15 protein-coding genes and 1 pseudogene are annotated in these 16,063 nt (G+C 62.8%); 6 read left to right on the top strand and 10 right to left on the bottom strand.

Annotated features, from left to right (window positions below; all coding sequences use genetic code 11):
• Positions 1–9: 9 nt before the first annotated feature.
• Together fdhD and moaA are read right to left on the bottom strand one after the other, a co-directional pair.
• The gene (gene fdhD / locus G6N83_RS09855) at positions 10–867 is read right to left on the bottom strand and encodes a formate dehydrogenase accessory sulfurtransferase FdhD (protein ID WP_165141626.1); all 858 of its coding nucleotides are present in this window, start codon (positions 865–867) and stop codon (positions 10–12) included.
• Between the two features lie 33 nt (positions 868–900).
• Positions 901–1,959, bottom strand: a complete 1,059-nt coding sequence (moaA, locus tag G6N83_RS09850) for a GTP 3',8-cyclase MoaA (protein WP_165143375.1) — start codon at positions 1,957–1,959, stop codon at positions 901–903.
• Positions 1,960–2,150: 191 nt separating this feature from the next.
• Between moaA and G6N83_RS09845 the strand changes: the two genes are divergently transcribed.
• The 4 genes from G6N83_RS09845 to cydC all read left to right on the top strand — a co-directional run bounded on the left by G6N83_RS09845 (position 2,151) and on the right by cydC (position 8,231).
• On the top strand, positions 2,151–3,596 hold the full coding sequence (locus tag G6N83_RS09845) for a cytochrome ubiquinol oxidase subunit I (protein ID WP_165141624.1): 1,446 nt from the start codon (positions 2,151–2,153) through the stop codon (positions 3,594–3,596).
• An 11-nt stretch (positions 3,597–3,607) separates the two neighbouring features.
• Entirely contained in the window at positions 3,608–4,639 is a 1,032-nt protein-coding gene (gene cydB / locus G6N83_RS09840) for a cytochrome d ubiquinol oxidase subunit II (protein WP_165141622.1), read from the top strand.
• Positions 4,640–4,719: 80 nt separating this feature from the next.
• Positions 4,720–6,429, top strand: a complete 1,710-nt coding sequence (gene cydD, locus G6N83_RS09835; RefSeq protein WP_311737120.1) for a thiol reductant ABC exporter subunit CydD — start codon at positions 4,720–4,722, stop codon at positions 6,427–6,429.
• Positions 6,426–8,231, top strand: a complete 1,806-nt coding sequence (gene cydC, locus G6N83_RS09830; RefSeq protein WP_165141618.1) for a thiol reductant ABC exporter subunit CydC — start codon at positions 6,426–6,428, stop codon at positions 8,229–8,231. The genes cydD and cydC overlap by 4 nt, the downstream gene beginning before the upstream one ends.
• A 214-nt stretch (positions 8,232–8,445) precedes the next feature.
• On the opposite strand, the gene G6N83_RS09825 is transcribed toward cydC, so the two are convergent.
• Together G6N83_RS09825 and G6N83_RS09820 are read right to left on the bottom strand one after the other, a co-directional pair.
• Positions 8,446–9,030, bottom strand: coding sequence for a hypothetical protein (locus G6N83_RS09825; RefSeq protein ID WP_165141616.1), 585 nt, complete (start codon positions 9,028–9,030; stop codon positions 8,446–8,448).
• Positions 9,031–9,090: 60 nt separating this feature from the next.
• Positions 9,091–10,209, bottom strand: a complete 1,119-nt coding sequence (locus G6N83_RS09820) for a zinc-binding alcohol dehydrogenase family protein (protein ID WP_165141614.1) — start codon at positions 10,207–10,209, stop codon at positions 9,091–9,093.
• Positions 10,210–10,316: 107 nt separating this feature from the next.
• Here G6N83_RS09820 and G6N83_RS09815 point away from each other — a divergent pair, with 107 nt between their 5' ends.
• On the top strand, positions 10,317–10,880 hold the full coding sequence (locus tag G6N83_RS09815; protein WP_165141612.1) for a TetR family transcriptional regulator: 564 nt from the start codon (positions 10,317–10,319) through the stop codon (positions 10,878–10,880).
• Between the two features lie 51 nt (positions 10,881–10,931).
• The gene (locus G6N83_RS09810) at positions 10,932–11,345 is read left to right on the top strand and encodes a DUF4279 domain-containing protein (protein ID WP_165141610.1); all 414 of its coding nucleotides are present in this window, start codon (positions 10,932–10,934) and stop codon (positions 11,343–11,345) included.
• Positions 11,346–11,397: 52 nt separating this feature from the next.
• On the opposite strand, the gene G6N83_RS13875 is transcribed toward G6N83_RS09810, so the two are convergent.
• The 6 genes and pseudogenes from G6N83_RS13875 to G6N83_RS09785 all read right to left on the bottom strand — a co-directional run bounded on the left by G6N83_RS13875 (position 11,398) and on the right by G6N83_RS09785 (position 15,992).
• On the bottom strand, positions 11,398–12,384 hold the full coding sequence (locus tag G6N83_RS13875) for an epimerase (RefSeq protein WP_241246335.1): 987 nt from the start codon (positions 12,382–12,384) through the stop codon (positions 11,398–11,400).
• A 93-nt stretch (positions 12,385–12,477) separates the two neighbouring features.
• Positions 12,478–12,981: pseudogene (locus G6N83_RS13870) on the bottom strand (GNAT family N-acetyltransferase); the annotation flags it as partial.
• Positions 12,982–12,990: 9 nt separating this feature from the next.
• Positions 12,991–13,995, bottom strand: a complete 1,005-nt coding sequence (locus G6N83_RS09800) for an ABC transporter ATP-binding protein (RefSeq protein WP_165141606.1) — start codon at positions 13,993–13,995, stop codon at positions 12,991–12,993.
• A complete protein-coding gene (locus G6N83_RS09795; RefSeq protein WP_165143372.1) occupies positions 13,992–14,756 on the bottom strand; it encodes an ABC transporter permease in 765 nt (254 codons plus the stop codon). The genes G6N83_RS09800 and G6N83_RS09795 overlap by 4 nt, the downstream gene beginning before the upstream one ends.
• Before the next feature lie 47 nt (positions 14,757–14,803).
• Complete coding sequence (modA, locus tag G6N83_RS09790; RefSeq protein ID WP_165141604.1) at positions 14,804–15,598, bottom strand: molybdate ABC transporter substrate-binding protein; 795 nt, start codon at positions 15,596–15,598, stop codon at positions 14,804–14,806.
• Between the two features lies 1 nt (position 15,599).
• Complete coding sequence (locus G6N83_RS09785; protein WP_165141602.1) at positions 15,600–15,992, bottom strand: TOBE domain-containing protein; 393 nt, start codon at positions 15,990–15,992, stop codon at positions 15,600–15,602.
• Between the last annotated feature and the right edge of the window lie 71 nt (positions 15,993–16,063).

The following is a 16,063-nucleotide window of genomic DNA, read 5'->3' as shown; positions in this document are numbered from 1 at the left end:
GGTGTTCGGTCAGAGGGGTGCGGGTGAGTTCACGCTGATGCGCTCGGAATGCGAATACACATTCATCGATGTGCCCCGCAAAAAGCCCACGAGTGTGAGCCCTCGGTCAACGGCGAGCTCGACAGCGAGCGAAGACGGCGCCGAAACCGCGGCAAGTATCGGGATGCCTGCCATCACGGCTTTCTGCACCAGCTCGAAGCTCGCGCGGCCAGAAACCTGCAGCACAGTGCCTGAGAGCGGAAGGCGGTCGCTCAAAAGTGCCCAGCCGATCACCTTGTCGACAGCGTTGTGTCGACCCACGTCTTCGCGCAGTACGAGCATTTCACCGGATGACGCATCGAACAGCGCCGCGGCGTGGAGTCCGCCGGTCTTCTCGAAGATTTCCTGCTCGGCACGCAGACGATCGGGAAAGGTCGTCAGCAGCTCCGCGTCGAGCACAGCATCGTCTGCTGCGACGTCGTAAGTAGAGCTCGTCTCGACCGCCTCAAGAGAGGCCTTTCCACACACGCCGCACGAACTAGACGTGTAGAAGTTGCGCCCAAGCGCGCTTTCGGGAACCTCGACGCCGGGCGCGAGAGTCACATCGAGCACGTTGTAGGTATTGCCGTCGATCGTGATTCCGGTGCCTGGCCCGCCGCAGTGGATCGCCGAGTGGAACTGCGGCCCCGCCGCGATCACGCCCTCAGATACGAGAAATCCTGCGGCGAGTTCAACATCGTGACCGGGGGTTCGCATCTGCACAGAGAGAGCGGTGCCTCCGACACGAATCTCAAGAGGCTCTTCGACAGCGAGCACATCAGCGCGGCGGTGAGGTTCCTTGCCGAGGGTGATTTTCATCACCGGTTTGCGTGCCGTAATCCGCCCCATGCGCTCATGCTATCCCCGGCCTGTGGCCGAGGTTCAGCCACCAATCGCATTCATCCCGCGGGCTGGTTGCAAGAAGCCCGGATCATTGATTGCGTGGCCGGGAAGCTTTCCGTGCACGCAGGAGCGCAGCATCCGATCGATTCCCGCGTCGATGTCTTTCACGTCGCCAGTGGACGATGCTCGCAGCACCGGCATGAGGTCATACTCGGTCGTAGAAAAGAGGCAGTTTCGTAGCTGGCCGTCGGCGGTCAGCCGCAGCCGGTCGCAGTCACCGCAGAACGGCGCTGTGACAGAGGCGATGACACCGACGGTGTGGGGGCCGCCATCGAGGGTCCAGCGTTCGGCGGGCGCGCCGCCACGACCGGGAACGGCAGCGAGCTGCCACCGTTCGCTGAGTGCCGCGAGAATCTCGTCGCGAGTCACCATCTGCGTGCGGTCCCACGTGTGTCCGGCGTCGAGCGGCATTTGTTCGATGAACCGAAGCTGCGCGTTTTGCGAGATGGCGAATTCCACCAGGTCGACAAGCTCATCGTCGTTGACACCGCGCATCGCGACGGCGTTCAGCTTCAATGGTCGAAGATCGGATGCCGCGGCGGCAGCGATCCCCTCCAGCACGTCATCGAGCCGGTCACGACGTGTGAGCTCGTGGAAACGCTCGCGCCGAATCGTGTCGATCGAGATATTTACACGGCTGAGGCCCGCGGCGATCAAATCGGGCAGATACTCACCCAGACGGATGCCGTTGGTCGTCATCGCGATCTGTACCGGACCCGCGGGGCTCTTGATGACGGCCAGGCGTCGCACCACCTCGACGATGTCTTTTCGAAGCAACGGCTCACCGCCGGTCAAACGGAACGTCGTCACACCAGCGGCGGCGGCCACACGGGCCACTCGCTCGATCTCGTCGAGATCGAGAATGCTCTGTCGGGCCAGCCATTCATTGCCCTGCTCCGGCATGCAGTAGGTGCAGCGCAGCGAGCAACGGTCTGTCAGCGACACCCGAAGATCGCGATGAATTCGGCCATGAGTATCGCGTAGCGGACCGGATTCACCCGAGAAATCCGGCGATTGCGGCGCGCCGATGCGGGGCATCCCGATGGTTACCGGAACTGAAGTCACCGCCCGTTGCTCCTCGTCACAATTTCAGAGTAACCTGGTGCAGGACGCATGTGGTCAGACCACAAAGAGATCGAATCGGATTATTCACGGTCCGGGGCATGGCTTCACTGAGAGTGACCTGAGTACCGTTGATCAAAATTCGGTGCGATGGGGAAGGAATACTGATGGATTTTCTCGATCCGCTGGCACTGGCGAGGTGGCAGTTCGGGCTGACCACGCTGTACCACTTCTTGTTCGTGCCGTTGACGCTCGGAATGGCATTGACCGTCGCCATCTTCCAAACGGCATGGTTCCGCACAGCCAATCTCAAGTGGCTCCACCTCACTCGCTTCTTCGGCAAGATCTTCCTCATCAACTTCGCCATGGGCGTCGTCACAGGAATCGTGCAGGAGTTCCAGTTCGGCATGAACTGGTCGTCCTACTCCCGCTTTGTCGGTGATGTGTTCGGCGCACCCCTTGCTTTCGAGGGACTGCTGGCCTTCTTCTTCGAGGCCACATTCATCGGACTCTGGATCTTCGGATGGGACAAGCTCCCCAAGGGTCTCCACCTCGCCAGCATCTGGATAGCGACCGTCGGCGCCTGGTTCTCGGCCTACTTCATCCTCGCTGCCAACGCGTTCATGCAGAACCCCGTTGGCTACGAGATGTCAGCGGACGGCACGCGCGCCGAAATGAACGATTTCCTCGCGGTCCTCACGAACCCGGTGGCGCTCGCAGCTCTCCCCCACACTCTTTTCGCGGCGTTCATGATGACTGCAGGCGTCATCATCTCAATCGCCGCGTGGCACCTGTTACGCCACCAGAACGTTGACATGATGCGCACAGCGCTTCGCTACGGACTCTGGGGCATGATCGTCGCATTCGCTGGAGTTGCCATCTCTGGCGACCAATTGAGCCTTGTCATGGTCCAAACGCAGCCCATGAAAATGGCAGCAGCTGAGGCGATGTTCGATACATCGTGCGGGGCGGATGCCTCGTTCTCGATCTTCACGCTGGGCACGCCCGACGGTACGAGCGAACTGTTCTCGATTCGCGTCCCCTACTTACTCTCGTTCTTGTCGACGCACACCCTGGACGGATGCGTCGAAGGAATCAACGACCTCAACATGCAGTACACGACCGAGCTGTTCCCGCAGTTTGCGGACCAGGTCGACGGCAACTTCGCCCCGACCCTTTGGGTCACATACTGGGCCTTCCGCTGGATGATCGGCCTCGGCGGCACTGCGGCGCTGGTTGCCGTCGTCGGCCTGTGGGTCACACGCAAGAAGGCGAAGAAGCAGCCCGCCAAGTGGATGTGGCGCGCCGCTATCTGGGCATGGCCGGCATCGCTGTTGGCCATCCTCGTCGGATGGATCTTCACTGAGATGGGTCGACAACCGTGGATCGTGTTCGGGTTGATGCTCACGGAAGACGGGGTATCACCGAGCGTGCCCGGCTGGACTGTGCTGATCTCCCTCATCGCCTTCACCGCTATCTACGCTGCCCTCGCGGTGGTCGAAATACGGCTCATTATGAAAGCGGCTCAAAAGGGCCCCGATCCGCTGCCTGAGCCCGGAAGCGAGCCCGAAACACCTGCGGCGCTCGAAGACACCCCGACGACGATTTATTAGGAGCAGCAGTCATGGATCTCGCATATCTCTGGTTCTTCATCGTCGGCGTCCTGTTCGTCGGCTACTTCGTCCTCGACGGCTTCGACTTCGGTGTCGGCATGTCGCTGCCGTTCCTCGGAAAGAACGACGTCAGCCGCCGCCAGATCATCAACACGATCGGTCCCGTCTGGGACCTCAACGAGACCTGGGTCATCGTGGCGGGTGCGTGCTTGTTCGCGGCCTTTCCCGAGTGGTACGCCACGCTCTTCAGTGGCTTCTACCTCGCACTCCTCCTGATTCTGCTCTCGCTGATTCTCCGCGGCGTCTCGTTCGAATACCGCCACCAGAACGACAGCGTGCGGTGGAAGCGCAACTTCGACCGCATGATCGTCATCGGCTCGGCCGTGCCGGCATTCCTCTGGGGTGTCGCCTTCGCCAACATCGTGCAGGGCGTGCCGATCGATGCCAGCCACGAGTTCACTGGATCATTCCTCACCCTCCTGAATCCCTACGGGCTGCTCGGCGGACTCACCACTTTGCTGTTGTTCTTTACGCACGGCGTGTATTTCGTCGCGTTGAAAACTGACGGCCAAGTGCACACAGATGCACGAAAGCTCGCCCTGCGTTCAGGCGTTCTCACGGTCATCGTGGCGGCGGTCTTCCTCGCATGGACGATCATGAACGCCTCGAGCGGTGGCGCGCCGCTTGTTGGACTTGCAATCGTGTGCGCGCTTCTTGCTGCAGTACTGCTGATCGCATCGGTCGTCGCGAATCTGCGCGACCGCGAAGGTTGGGCATTCGGCTTCGGCGCGTTCACCGTCGTGTTCGCAGTTCTCACACTGTGGTTCTCGCTCTTTCCGAACGTCATGCCCTCGTCGACAGACCCGGCATTCAACCTGACTATCGAGAACGCCTCAAGCACCGACTACACGCTCACGATTATGTCGTGGGCAGCCCTCATCTTCCTTCCCCTCGTCTTGCTGTATCAGGGATGGACTTACTGGGTATTCCGTAAGCGTGTGACCCGCAGCCGCATCGAGCGCGCCGCAGCTGAAGTTCATTGAGGCAAGATCGAAAGATGCCATCACGCGACGGGGCCGGGCCAGCGACTCGAACGAGGGCCAGCCCCGTAGATCCTCGGCTTGTGCGCTACAGCAGGGCGTCGCGAGGGTTCTTCGCCGTCACCGCGGCGACGGTCCTCGCCCAGACCGGGATCATTCTCGGGTTCGCCTGGCTCCTCACGAAAGCTCTCGTGGGTGCCGTCGAGGGTGCGCCCATTGACGAGCTCATCCCTTACGCGGCGGGAGCGCTCGGGCTTGCCCTGCTTCGCGGACTGCTGATCGCGGCATCCGAACGCACCTCAGCCACAGGCGCGGCGAAAGCGTCGCTGCAGCTGCGCCAGGCGCTTATCGCAGCCGTCGAAAAACTGGGTCCAGCATGGCTTGCGCGCCGAAACGGTGCCGCACTCGCCGTGACGTCCGGGCACGGCCTCGAAGCGCTCGACGCATATTTCGGGCGCTACCTGCCCCAGCTGATTGCAACAGCCATCACCATGCCCATCGTGACCATCGCGATCTTGGGGTCTGACCTGGTCGCGGGCATCACGGTGATCGTGACGATGCCGCTGATTCCGATCTTCATGATCTTGATCGGTCTGGCCACCCGCGGCGTGCAAAAGCGACAGTTCGACACTCTGCGGACGTTGGCTTCACGCTTTGCCGACACCGTCGGGGGCCTTAGTACCCTGAAGATCTTCGGCAGAGCCGAGCGGGCGGCATCATCGATCGATACCGTCACCCGCGGCTACAAGCGGGAGACGATGACCGTGCTGCGCGTGTCTTTCCTCTCGGGATTCGCGCTCGAGTTCTTGGCGTCGATTTCGGTAGCCATCATCGCCGTGACGATCGGTTTCCGGCTCCTCAGCGGCGACATTTCGTTGACCGTCGGCCTGTTCATCCTTCTGCTCGCCCCCGAGGCCTATCTGCCGCTACGCCAAGTCGGGGTGCAATTTCACGCGGCGTCCGAGGGCGTCGCCGCCACCGACGAGATCTTCAGCGTGCTCGACGACGCCGCAGCCCTCCCCGCTGCCGCCGCCCCCGCTGCCGCGTCAGCCGCCGCAGATTTGCCGAAGGGTCGCAACACGCCGTTCCCACCGTCGTCGGCATCGCCATTACGGCATGTTGCGACCCCTCGCGAGGGGGTTTCGGCGGGTTCGCACAGCGCCACACCAATCATCGAGGTGCGCGGGATGCGGGTGGCCCGCGGCGACCGCTCACTCCCGGCCGTCGACCTCGCCGTCGCGGCGCAAGAACTCGTTCTCATCGAGGGCCAAAGCGGGGCGGGCAAGTCGAGCATCGCGGCAGCTCTCCTCGGCTTTGCTACGTTCGAGGGCGAACTGCTCGTCGAGGGCGTCGCTGTAGCGGCGGCTCGCGATGAGCTCGCGTGGGCTGGCCAGCGGCCCGGTCTCATCTCTGGCACGGTTGCCGTCAATGTCGCACTCGGCGATTCAGCACCCGATACCGAGCTCGTCGAGAGGTGCCTCCGCGATGCGTCGGCCGGCGACATCCCCACGGATCTCGAGCTCGGCGCCGGTGGTTCGGGGCTCTCGGGCGGCGAAGCCCAGCGCGTTGCTGTAGCCCGTGCGCTCTACCGACTTCGCTCGACGAGTGCACGTGTTCTGCTGCTCGATGAGCCTTCGAGCGCACTCGATTCCGAGACCGAGGCGGCGCTGTGGGCACAGCTTCGAGCCGAAGCAAACACGGGGGCCGCCGTCATCCTTATTTCTCATCGCACCAGTTCTCGTGTGATTGCGGATCGCATCGTTCGCCTCGCACCGTTGGAGGTGCCGGTGTGAGTGTGTCGACCGAGCTCGAGCAGCGCAGCCGCGAGGTTCTTCGCGCAGCCCAACCACCGATTCGCCAATTCTGGCCCGCGCTCGCGGCAGCATTCGGCACCGCTATCAGCGCCGTTGCGTTGCTCGCGGCGAGCGCATGGCTCATCACCCGCGCGGCCGAGCAACCCGCCGTGTTGTACATCTCGGCCGTTGTCGTAGCAGTACGCGCGTTCGCCCTCAGCCGCGGCGTGTTCCGGTATCTCGAGCGCCTCTGGGGCCACGACGCCACCCTCACTCAGCTCGCCGATGTGAGGTCGAGTCTTGTTCGTCGACTCGTTCCTCTCGCGCCCAACGGACTCGGCCGCACGCGCCGCGGCGCGCTGCTTTCGAATCTCGTCGATGACGTTGACGAGCTGCAAAACCTGCCGCTCCGGGTTGTGATGCCGCTCGTCACCGCCGGGCTCGCCGCGTTCGCGAGCGTCATCTTCGTCGCGTTCCTCTCTCCGCCTGCCGCCGGGGTGCTCGCAATCTGCCTCGTTGTCGCGTTCGCCCTCGCCGTCTGGGTCGGCTGGGCTGCCGGCGCACGCGCCGAGCGCGCCATCGCTCCCTTGCGGTCGCAGCTCTCCGATGCACTTGTCGACGAGCTGACCGCTCTCGATGTGCTCACCGCCTACAGCGCAACGGATGCCGCGGCCAGCCGCGTGCGCCGAGCCGATGAAGCCCTCCGCACTGCCATCATCCGCCGCTCGTCGGCACAGGGTCTCACGAGTGGCGCTGTGTCACTTCTGGCCGGTGCCGCTTCACTTCTCGCGCTATTTGCCGCGCTCCCGGGGCTCGGCGAAGGCGGGTTCACGGGCCCCGCTCTCGCCGTCGTGGTGCTCCTACCTATGGCGGTGTTTGAAGTCTTCGGCACCGTACCGCTGGCGCTCGCTTCGCTTCGTGAAGTGCGCGGTGCCGCGACCCGCATCGCCGAGACGGTCCCCGCCGAGATTCCCGCCGAACTCCCCGCGCCCGCATCCGAGACACCCTCGCGAGGGGTCGCAACACGCCGCAATGAGGGCGTCGATTCGGGCGATAGCGGCATGTTGCGACCCCTCGGCAGCATCCGAACCGATGGCGCCGCCGCCAGCGCCCGCATCGGCGACACCGGGATCGAGCTCGTCGGGCTCGCCGCACGGTGGCCGAAGCGCGGCGGTGAGGCTGCGGCATCCGTCGATGACGCGGGAACCCTCAACGACGTCGATCTGAACATCGCTCCCGGCGAGCGTGTGCTCATCACGGGACCGAGTGGCGCAGGCAAGACAACGCTCGCGCACGTGCTTGTGCGCTTCTTGGACTACACCGGGTCATTTCGCATCGGCGACATCGAAGCGCGCGACATCAGCGACGACGAGCTGCGGCGAACTATCGGACTCTGCGAACAAGACCCCTACCTCTTCGATGAGTCGCTGCGCCAAAACCTCATTTTCGCCCACGATTCCGCGTCAGATGCCGACCTCTGGACGGTACTCGACCGCGTCGGGCTCTCTTCATGGGCACACGAACGCGGTGGACTCGACGCAGCCCTCGGCGAACGCGGTGTGCTCGTCTCTGGTGGCCAAGCGCAACGCATCGCTCTTGCCCGAGCGCTGCTGGCCAACTTCCCCGTGCTGGTGCTCGACGAGCCGACAGCGGGTGTTGACCCGGATGCCTCCGACTCACTGCTGCACGACATGCTCGGCGCCGTCGACCGCGACCACGCAGTCGTGATCATCTCCCACGTGGCAGTACCCGCAGGGCTCGTCGATCGCTCTGTGCGCCTCGTCGCCGGACGCATTGCGTGAGGGCGCATGTGTCAGATCCGCGGCTCTGCCCCACCTGCGGCGATGTCCTCAAGTTCGAGATCCTCGACGATGAGCGGTTTCTTGTGGCCTGGTCATGCGTGAACTGCGGTCTGATCCGCACCACCGAGCCGGTGTAGCGCGTTCGATCCAGCGGTGCCGACCGAACAGCATCCTTCGTCACAGCTAGCGGCCTGAGTTCGCGGCTATGAAAGCCCTACCTACCGGCAGCTGCACCCCTCGTGTTGGCGAAAGCATGCCGAAGTGCGTGCTCGAGACCGTCGACGTCGCGCACATCGTAAAAGGCGACAGGAAGGCCAGGCCCCAAGGCCGCGAAGAACTCGAGACCGCTATTCGCGTACACACCGAGGCCGGAATTTGTCCGCATTCGAGCAGGCCGGTCACCCGGTAGATCGAAGCTCACGTCCATTCGGAACCGGTTCACAGTTTTCGAACGCCCCATACCTGGCGCCAAGGCAATGGAATCTGTCGAGCGAGGCCCAACGACAACCGCACGCTCAGTGGTGAGGTAATAACGCGTCCGCCGTTTCGTAAATGCTTTCACGAAGAACCGGCCCACCGATATATAGACGCCAAAAGCGACGAAGAAAAGCCCGAACACGATAACGAATGGTGGTGCTGTCGATCTGGAGACGCTAAGCGTCCAGAAAATCGCGAAACCCACCCATAAGAAGCTGAACGGGATGAAAAAGACGTCCGTGCGCGTGAAATGAAGCGAGGGATCAGGGCGTCCTGTCCATACGATCTCTTCGCCGGGAGCAAGCGTGATGTCGTTGGCCACGCGAAAAGAATGTCACAAGAACTGAATCTCTCGTCTCACACACCAGACGAACGACCATCGCTAGAGGCTGACGACCAGCTTTTGGGCCGAAACGCCCTCACGTAGTGCATCAATGGCCGACTGCACGCTGGCAAGCCCGTGGCCTACAACACGTGCCGGAGGCGCCGCGACATAGCGCCCCTCGGCAAGGGCGAGAGGCAGGAAGTCCCGGAAGACAGCAGGCGCGACCTCGTTATTCATCAGCGAGCTGCCCCACACGAACCCGGCCTTCACACCGAGCAATCGTGCGCGCACCTGGAGCGCCACGTTCGTCCACACCAGGCGGGAGAGCATGCGAATCGTGATGCTATTCATGCCGCCGCCGCGAGGGAAGTCACCGAGAGACACCGATGGGCTGGCAAGCACGACCCTCCGTCGACCGTCGACGCGCGAGGCGACAGCGACGGTTGGCTCCGCCGAACCCGTGCCGACCGCCAGGGCCCCCGCGAATTCAGCGCCTGCGAGCGCTGCGACCAGATCATCAACGGCCGTGTCACTGGAGTAGTCGAATACCTGGCTGGCGCCAAGGCCCCGCACGTAATCGTGGTTCTTTGGTGAGGCAGTAGTGATCACGTCGTAGCCCGCCGCGACCGCGAGCTGAATCGCATTGCTCCCAACGCTCGTTGAACCTCCCCAAACAAGCACAGTTTTTCCCGTAGGCATCGCATCAACAGAAGGATGCTGCAACCCGAGCTGGTTGCGTTGAAACAGCGCTGAAGCCGCGGTAGACAGCGCCAACGGCAACACCGCTGCTTGCTCGTGCGTCAGGTCGTCGGGAATCGCAGACGTAAGCTTCGCCAGCACCACCGTGTAGTTCTGGAAAGCACCTTCGGCCGCGGAGTTGCGAGATTTCTCCATGCCCACGGCATAAGCGAGCACCCGATCGCCGATTGTGAATCCAGTAACGCCCGACCCAACTTCCACCACTTCACCCGACAGGTCCTCTCCCAGCACTGACGGGTAAGGAAGCCACGAATACATCATGTTGCCCGTGGTCTGCTTGACAGCGTCGAGTGGGTTCACTGCGATGGCGCGATTGCGGACGACAAGTTCACCGTGACCCGCCACCGGAACCGGTGCCGGTCCAACCTTCAGATCGGCATACTTGTCGCCCAGCCAGGCGGCCTTGTTTTCACTCATCGGGTTCTCTTCTCTCCACACGACGTCTGCACCACACGTGCATGACATGCAATGTCATCACTCTATGCCATGTGACGACACCGCGTGTCATCATCTAGGCTCGTGGGATGAGTCGCTGGGAACCAGATGCCGCAGTTCGCCTTGAACGAGCAGCCCTCGAGCTCTTCGCCGAACGGGGCTTCGCCGAAACGACCGTCCCCCAGATCACAGAGCGGGCGGGACTCACCACCCGCACATTCTTCCGGCACTTCACGGACAAGCGCGAGGTTCTCTTCGCCGCCGAGCGCGATCTACCCGCCTACATATCCGATGTCATGGCGTCCGCGCCTGACGGGTTGAGCCCCATGCAACTTGTCTCTCATGGGCTTCGCGCCGCAACAGCGACGAGATTCAACGACTGGCGTCCGCAACTCCTCATCCGCCGATCTGTCATCCGCTCAGACGAGGGCCTTCGAGAACGAGAGCTGGCCAAGGGACGCGTGCTCGCTGCCGCGATCGATGCGGGATTGCGTGCCCGGGGTGTCCCGGTTGCGTCCGCCGGTCTGCTCGCAGACATCGCCGTGACAATCTTCAACACGGCCCTCGATCGATGGCTCGACGGCGACGACCGTCCGCTTGCCGACATTGTCGGCGCAACGGCCGACGAGCTGCAGCGGCTCGTCTCAAGCTGAGCGGCCGCGAGCGTCCCGCGGCGCCGGACGCTGAACAACTATGCTCGGCCTGTGATTCAATCTGGCCAGGCATCGTTCACAGTGTTTTCCACCGAAACCACCCCGGAACGTATCTCAGAGATGCTCGGGCTCGTTCCCACAAAAACCACGACTCGAGGTGCGGTGAACGGTGCCGGACGAGTGCGTGATTACAACACGTGGACGATCGATGTCCGCGAGTTGCACAACACGGAGTCCGACCAAACCGGCACCGTTGCGCTCACCGAGCTCATGACTCAGGTGCAGCCATCTGCGAGCGAGATTCAGCGACTGCCCGCTGATTGCGAGGCACGGATTACCTGGTCTGCGTACTCCGACTCGTCACAAGGCGGCTTCGTTCTCCCGAGCGAACTCTCCCGCGCGATTGCAGACCTTGATGTGGATGTGTTGGCCACTGTGTACATGTCATCGGACGACGATGACTAAGGATGTTCGCTGAAGCCGAACCGGCCAAGCCCCGCTAGTTCCGCTAGCTCCGCTAGCTCCGACGAGCCACGGCATCTTCGAGCGCTGCGCGCAACTGCGGATGGGTGAACTCGAAGCCCGCATCGGTCAGCGTTTCGGGTACGACCCACCGGCTCTTCAGCACGAGTTCTGGCTCGGTGCGGAGCACCCACATGGCGGGCTCCAGCATCCATCGCCATGCCGGAAGCCCAAACGGCATCCCCACGACCTCGCGTAATTCGCGCATAAAGGTGCGGTTGTCGCTCAGCTCCGGACTTGCGAGGTTCACCGGCCCAGAAATGTCCGGCCGCTCGATCAAGAACCGCGTCGCCGCAACGACATCGTCGATGTGAATCCAACTGAATTTCTGCGCGCCCCGCGTGCGGTGGTGCGATGAACGCTCGAGACCTGAAGCGTCATCGCCGATCCCTCGATAGCGCCGGTGCCGAAACCACGGGCTATCGATCTGCGGCCCGCCGAGACCCACGCGTGCGAGCCGAAGCAACGACGCCGTCGCGGAACCATCACCGACGACGATCGCCATTCGAAGCGCAACTCGGCGCGTGTGCGGCAGATCACCTGCGAAGAACTCTTGCTCCCACGAGCGAGCCACATCAACCGAAAACCCTTCGCCGATCACCCCGCTCGATTCCGTGTTCGCTCGTACCTCTTCGTGACGGTAGATCGTTGCGGTCGACGCGTTCAGCCACACCCGCGGCGGATTCGGCACTGCAGCAATTGCCTCCCGCAGAGCCCGCGTCGTGTCAACGCGGGAGCGCAAGATTTCGTCGCGCGCCACATCGGTGTATCGCGCATTGACCGATTTACCCGCAAGATTCACGAGCACATCGGCACCATCGACAGCGCGAGCGATCGCAGCAGGCGTATCCCATGTGGTCTCAGCGCTTCGCCCGATACGACGCACTTCATAACCATCGCTCTCGAAAGCGCTCGTCAACGCAGAACCGATAAAGCCGCTGGCGCCAGCCACAACAGCGACGGGGCGAGCCCCGGGGGTCACTGTCTGCCCAAACACCTGCTCGCCCCGCTCCGAGTCGAGTCGGTCAAAGCCGAGTCGATCGTAGAAAGCGAGCGCGCCGGAATTCTCGGCGTTCGCCGCAAAGTGCACGCCAGCGATGCCGCGCTCGCGAAGAACCGCGGTGAAGGCAGTAATCAGAAATCTGCCCCAGCCCTGACCTTGCGCTCCGGGAAGCAGGTCGATGTGCAGATGCGCAGGGTACGTGCCACCGTGCGGGTCAGAACCGGGGCGCAAGTTATATGCGTAGCGAAGAATGTCGGTCTCGCGCGTGGACTCTGCCGCGGCATCCGGAGCGGGCCAGCGGTCAGCGAAGCGCGGCCACCACTCTGAGGCGAACCACTCTTCGAACTCACGAGTGTTGTCCGTGCCAACGATGTAGCCGATCGCACGATCATCGTCATCGACGACAACGAAAGCCAAATCGGGATGCCGCGCAACATACGGCAACACGAATATCTCTGCCCAGAGGTCATCATCCGGCAGGAGCCCGGTGGCATCCGCGCCTGCATCTGCCGTGCGGAGACACACCTCAGCGAGGGCCTCGTCATCGGTAGGACGATAGCTGCGAAGGTGTGGCATGTCTCGAGCTTATGTGTTGGGAAGTGTGCGCACTCGCTGCGGATCGACCCACAGTTCGAGTACCGTCCCGACTGCTATCGCACGCTCGGCGAGGTCTTCTAACTCGATGTCGACGGCCACTGGTGGCGACTCGGTGTGAAGCCGCACACCGACGAGCGTCTGTTCGATGCGAGATACCCGCGCTCGCCACGAGCCCGGGTGCGGCTGCTGAAGAATCTGCACATCGGACGGCCTGAAAATCGCTATCTGATCGAGATACGACCCGCCGATACCCTCAGTCAGCCGGTTCCGCCCCGCAAGGGACGCCACGAACCGAGTAGCAGGAGAAGCGAAGACTTCGCGTACACGTCCGGTCTGACTCACGACACCATCTTCGATCACGACGAGCCGTGAGGCGATCGCGAGAGCGTCGACGGCGTCGTGCGTCACGATAAGTGCGGTGGAGTGCACTTGCGCCTGAACGATCTCGCGAAGGCCGGCCGCCGTCTCGGGATCAAGGGCGGTGAAGGGCTCGTCCAAGAGCACGACGCCTGGCCGCGCGGCGAGCGCCCGGGCGAGAGCCACTCGCTGCTGCTGGCCGCCTGACAGCTGGGCCGGCGCTCGATCAGCGAGCTCAGCGATCCCGACCTTCCCTAGCCACCTCAGCGCCCCTGCGCGCGCATCGACTTTTGAAACACCCTGAGCTCGCATACCAAATTCAACATTCGCTGACGCTGAGAGGTGCGGAAAAAGTCGCGGATCCTGCCCCAGCAGTACAACTCCTCGCCGGTGCGCTGGCGCAATACGCTGCGGGCTCGAAATCTCGCGCCCGTCGATCCTCACGGCTCCATGAGACAGCGGTTCAAGCCCGGCAATACCCGAAAGCAGTGTCGACTTTCCGGCCCCGCTCGGACCCATCACCGCGACGATCTCGCCAGGCTCGAGAGCCACATGGGCGTGCAGATTGAATCCGCTCCCCCGCAGAATCTGCACGTCGGCATCGAGAGCGGATGCCGTGCCCTCCCCGAGCGTCATCGCACAGTCCCCGGTCGCCATGCGCGCACAAGCAGCAGCACCGCGATAGCGGTGACGAGGAGGAGGAGCGACAGCGCGACGGCGGTGCCCTGCGTGACGCCGGCCCCATTGAACGCCGTGTAAATCGCCAACGGCATCGTCTGCGTTACTCCGGGCGCGTTACCTGCAAAGAGCGCCGTTGCCCCGAACTCACCTATTGCTCGAGCGAAACACAACACGACACCTGCGACGAGACCCGGGGCCGCCAGCGGAAGCGTGACCCGCCAGAGGATTCGCCACCGGCCAGCCCCGAGCGCTGCTGCCGTTTGTTCGAAATCCGTTCCGGTCGCACGTACGGCTCCTTCGAAAGCCAGCACGAGAAAAGGCAGAGCGACGAACGTTTGCGCCAGCACGACAGCGCTCGTCGTGAAAGTAATCGAAATCCCAACTTCGGCCAAAAGCTGACCGAGCCATCCGTTCCTGCCGAACAGGAACAGCAGCGCGACGCCACCGACCATCGGCGGCAAGACCAGCGGAACAGTGACTGCGGCACGAAGAATCGCGGCAGTGCGAGGCGCACTGCGGGCGATAAAAAGTGCGAGCGGAACCCCGAACACGACACAGATCAGCGTCGCGAGCGCACCTGTTCCCAGCGACAGCCCGAGCGCTGAGAGCGCCTCGGGTGTCGTCACGTCGTGCCACAGTGTCTTCCACTCCACGCGCGCGACCAGCGCCGACAATGGCACGATGAGTAGCGCCAGGCCGAGGAACGCGGGCACCATCAATACTTGAGGCACGTACCCCGGTCTCAGGTTCTTTGACGCGATCGTCACGGCGAGCCGAATCCGGCATCCGCCATGATCTTCTGCCCCTCATCGCTTGCGATGAACGCGACGAAGGCAGCTGCCGCATCCGGATTAGACGAATCAGAAAGCGCAGCGATCGGATACGTGTTGACGACGTCTTCGGCTCCGTCAGGAGTGATCGTCAAAACATTGCTGAGACCGACGGCATCCGTTGTATAAACGAGGCCCGCGTCGGCTTCGCCCGCTTCGACCTTCGTGAGCACTGCGGTCACATTCTGTTCGGAGCTTGCGGGGGTCACATCAAGACCGGCGTTCGCGAGCAAAGTCTGCGATGCGGCCCCGCACGGAACTTCAGCGGCACACAGCACAACCGACACTGCTGGGTCAGCAAGATCCGCGAGCGTCTCGATTCCAGCAGGGTTCGATTCCGGAACGACGATCACGAGCGTGTTGGTGGCAAAATCCACGGGATCGGTCACGAGCCCCGCGTCGACCACTTTCTGCATATTTTCTTCGTTCGCTGACGCAAACACGTCGATCGGCGCTCCCTCGATGATCTGCGTTGCGAGCGTGGACGATCCGTCGTAAGTGATGGGCGAAATGGTCACACCCGGATGCTGACGCTCGAAGGCGACGACAATCTGATCAAACGCCGCGCCCAGCGATGCGGCAGCCGCGATCGTGAGGGTTCCCGAAAGTTCATCGTCGGTCGCAGCAGATGAGGATGTCGCGTTTGTCGTGGCCGATGTGCACCCGGCGAGCGCCACGATCGTGACGGTGACTCCCGCAAGCGCGGCGAGGGCACGTGTTGTTCGCATTTCAGTCCTTCGGGGTCTCAACGATGACGTTCGTGGCTTTGACGACAGCGACAGCGAGCGAGCCTGGTTCGAGCTCGAGCTCTCGCACCGCCTCGGAGGACATCAGCGATACGACGCGGTGGGGGCCTGCCTGAATGTCGACCTGTGCCATCACCCCATCGATCTGTACTCGCGTCACGAGCCCGACGAACTTATTACGTGCACTCGAAAGCACATCGCTCGCGTCGTGTGCGGCGGCAGCCACGTCCGCAGCGTGAGCGGCGAGCGCAGCTCCTGGCACTGTGACAGGACTCTCTCCGGTCGTCGGTAGCGCACCCTGGTCGATCCATCGACGAACCGTGTCGTCGCTCACCCCGAGCAACCGGGCAGCGTGAGAGATTCGATAGGAATGCATGAATTGATACTATCTCCGCTTCTACGGTTTCTGTACGCAAAATTCTCCGCTTAAGCGGTGCAATAAAGCGC

This window comes from Microbacterium endophyticum (assembly GCF_011047135.1).
In the GTDB taxonomy this organism is placed as follows: domain Bacteria; phylum Actinomycetota; class Actinomycetes; order Actinomycetales; family Microbacteriaceae; genus Microbacterium; species Microbacterium endophyticum.
The sequence above is the reverse complement of the archived record's forward strand: the minus strand, read 5'-3'. Positions and strand labels throughout refer to the sequence as shown.

What these genes read in the sequence shown, in the direction of transcription:
- G6N83_RS09800 (WP_165141606.1), bottom strand. Translation starts at nt 13,995, where the DNA reads ATGACGCTCGGGGAGGGCACGGCATCCGCTCTCGATGCCGACGTGCAG.
- G6N83_RS09845 (WP_165141624.1), top strand. Translation starts at nt 2,151, where the DNA reads ATGGATTTTCTCGATCCGCTGGCACTGGCGAGGTGGCAGTTCGGGCTG.
- G6N83_RS09815 (WP_165141612.1), top strand. Translation starts at nt 10,317, where the DNA reads ATGAGTCGCTGGGAACCAGATGCCGCAGTTCGCCTTGAACGAGCAGCC.
- G6N83_RS09795 (WP_165143372.1), bottom strand. Translation starts at nt 14,756, where the DNA reads ATGGTGCCCGCGTTCCTCGGCCTGGCGCTACTCATCGTGCCATTGTCG.
- G6N83_RS09820 (WP_165141614.1), bottom strand. Translation starts at nt 10,209, where the DNA reads ATGAGTGAAAACAAGGCCGCCTGGCTGGGCGACAAGTATGCCGATCTG.
- fdhD (WP_165141626.1), bottom strand. Translation starts at nt 867, where the DNA reads ATGGGGCGGATTACGGCACGCAAACCGGTGATGAAAATCACCCTCGGC.
- cydB (WP_165141622.1), top strand. Translation starts at nt 3,608, where the DNA reads ATGGATCTCGCATATCTCTGGTTCTTCATCGTCGGCGTCCTGTTCGTC.
- modA (WP_165141604.1), bottom strand. Translation starts at nt 15,598, where the DNA reads ATGCGAACAACACGTGCCCTCGCCGCGCTTGCGGGAGTCACCGTCACG.
- moaA (WP_165143375.1), bottom strand. Translation starts at nt 1,959, where the DNA reads ATGCCCCGCATCGGCGCGCCGCAATCGCCGGATTTCTCGGGTGAATCC.
- G6N83_RS09785 (WP_165141602.1), bottom strand. Translation starts at nt 15,992, where the DNA reads ATGCATTCCTATCGAATCTCTCACGCTGCCCGGTTGCTCGGGGTGAGC.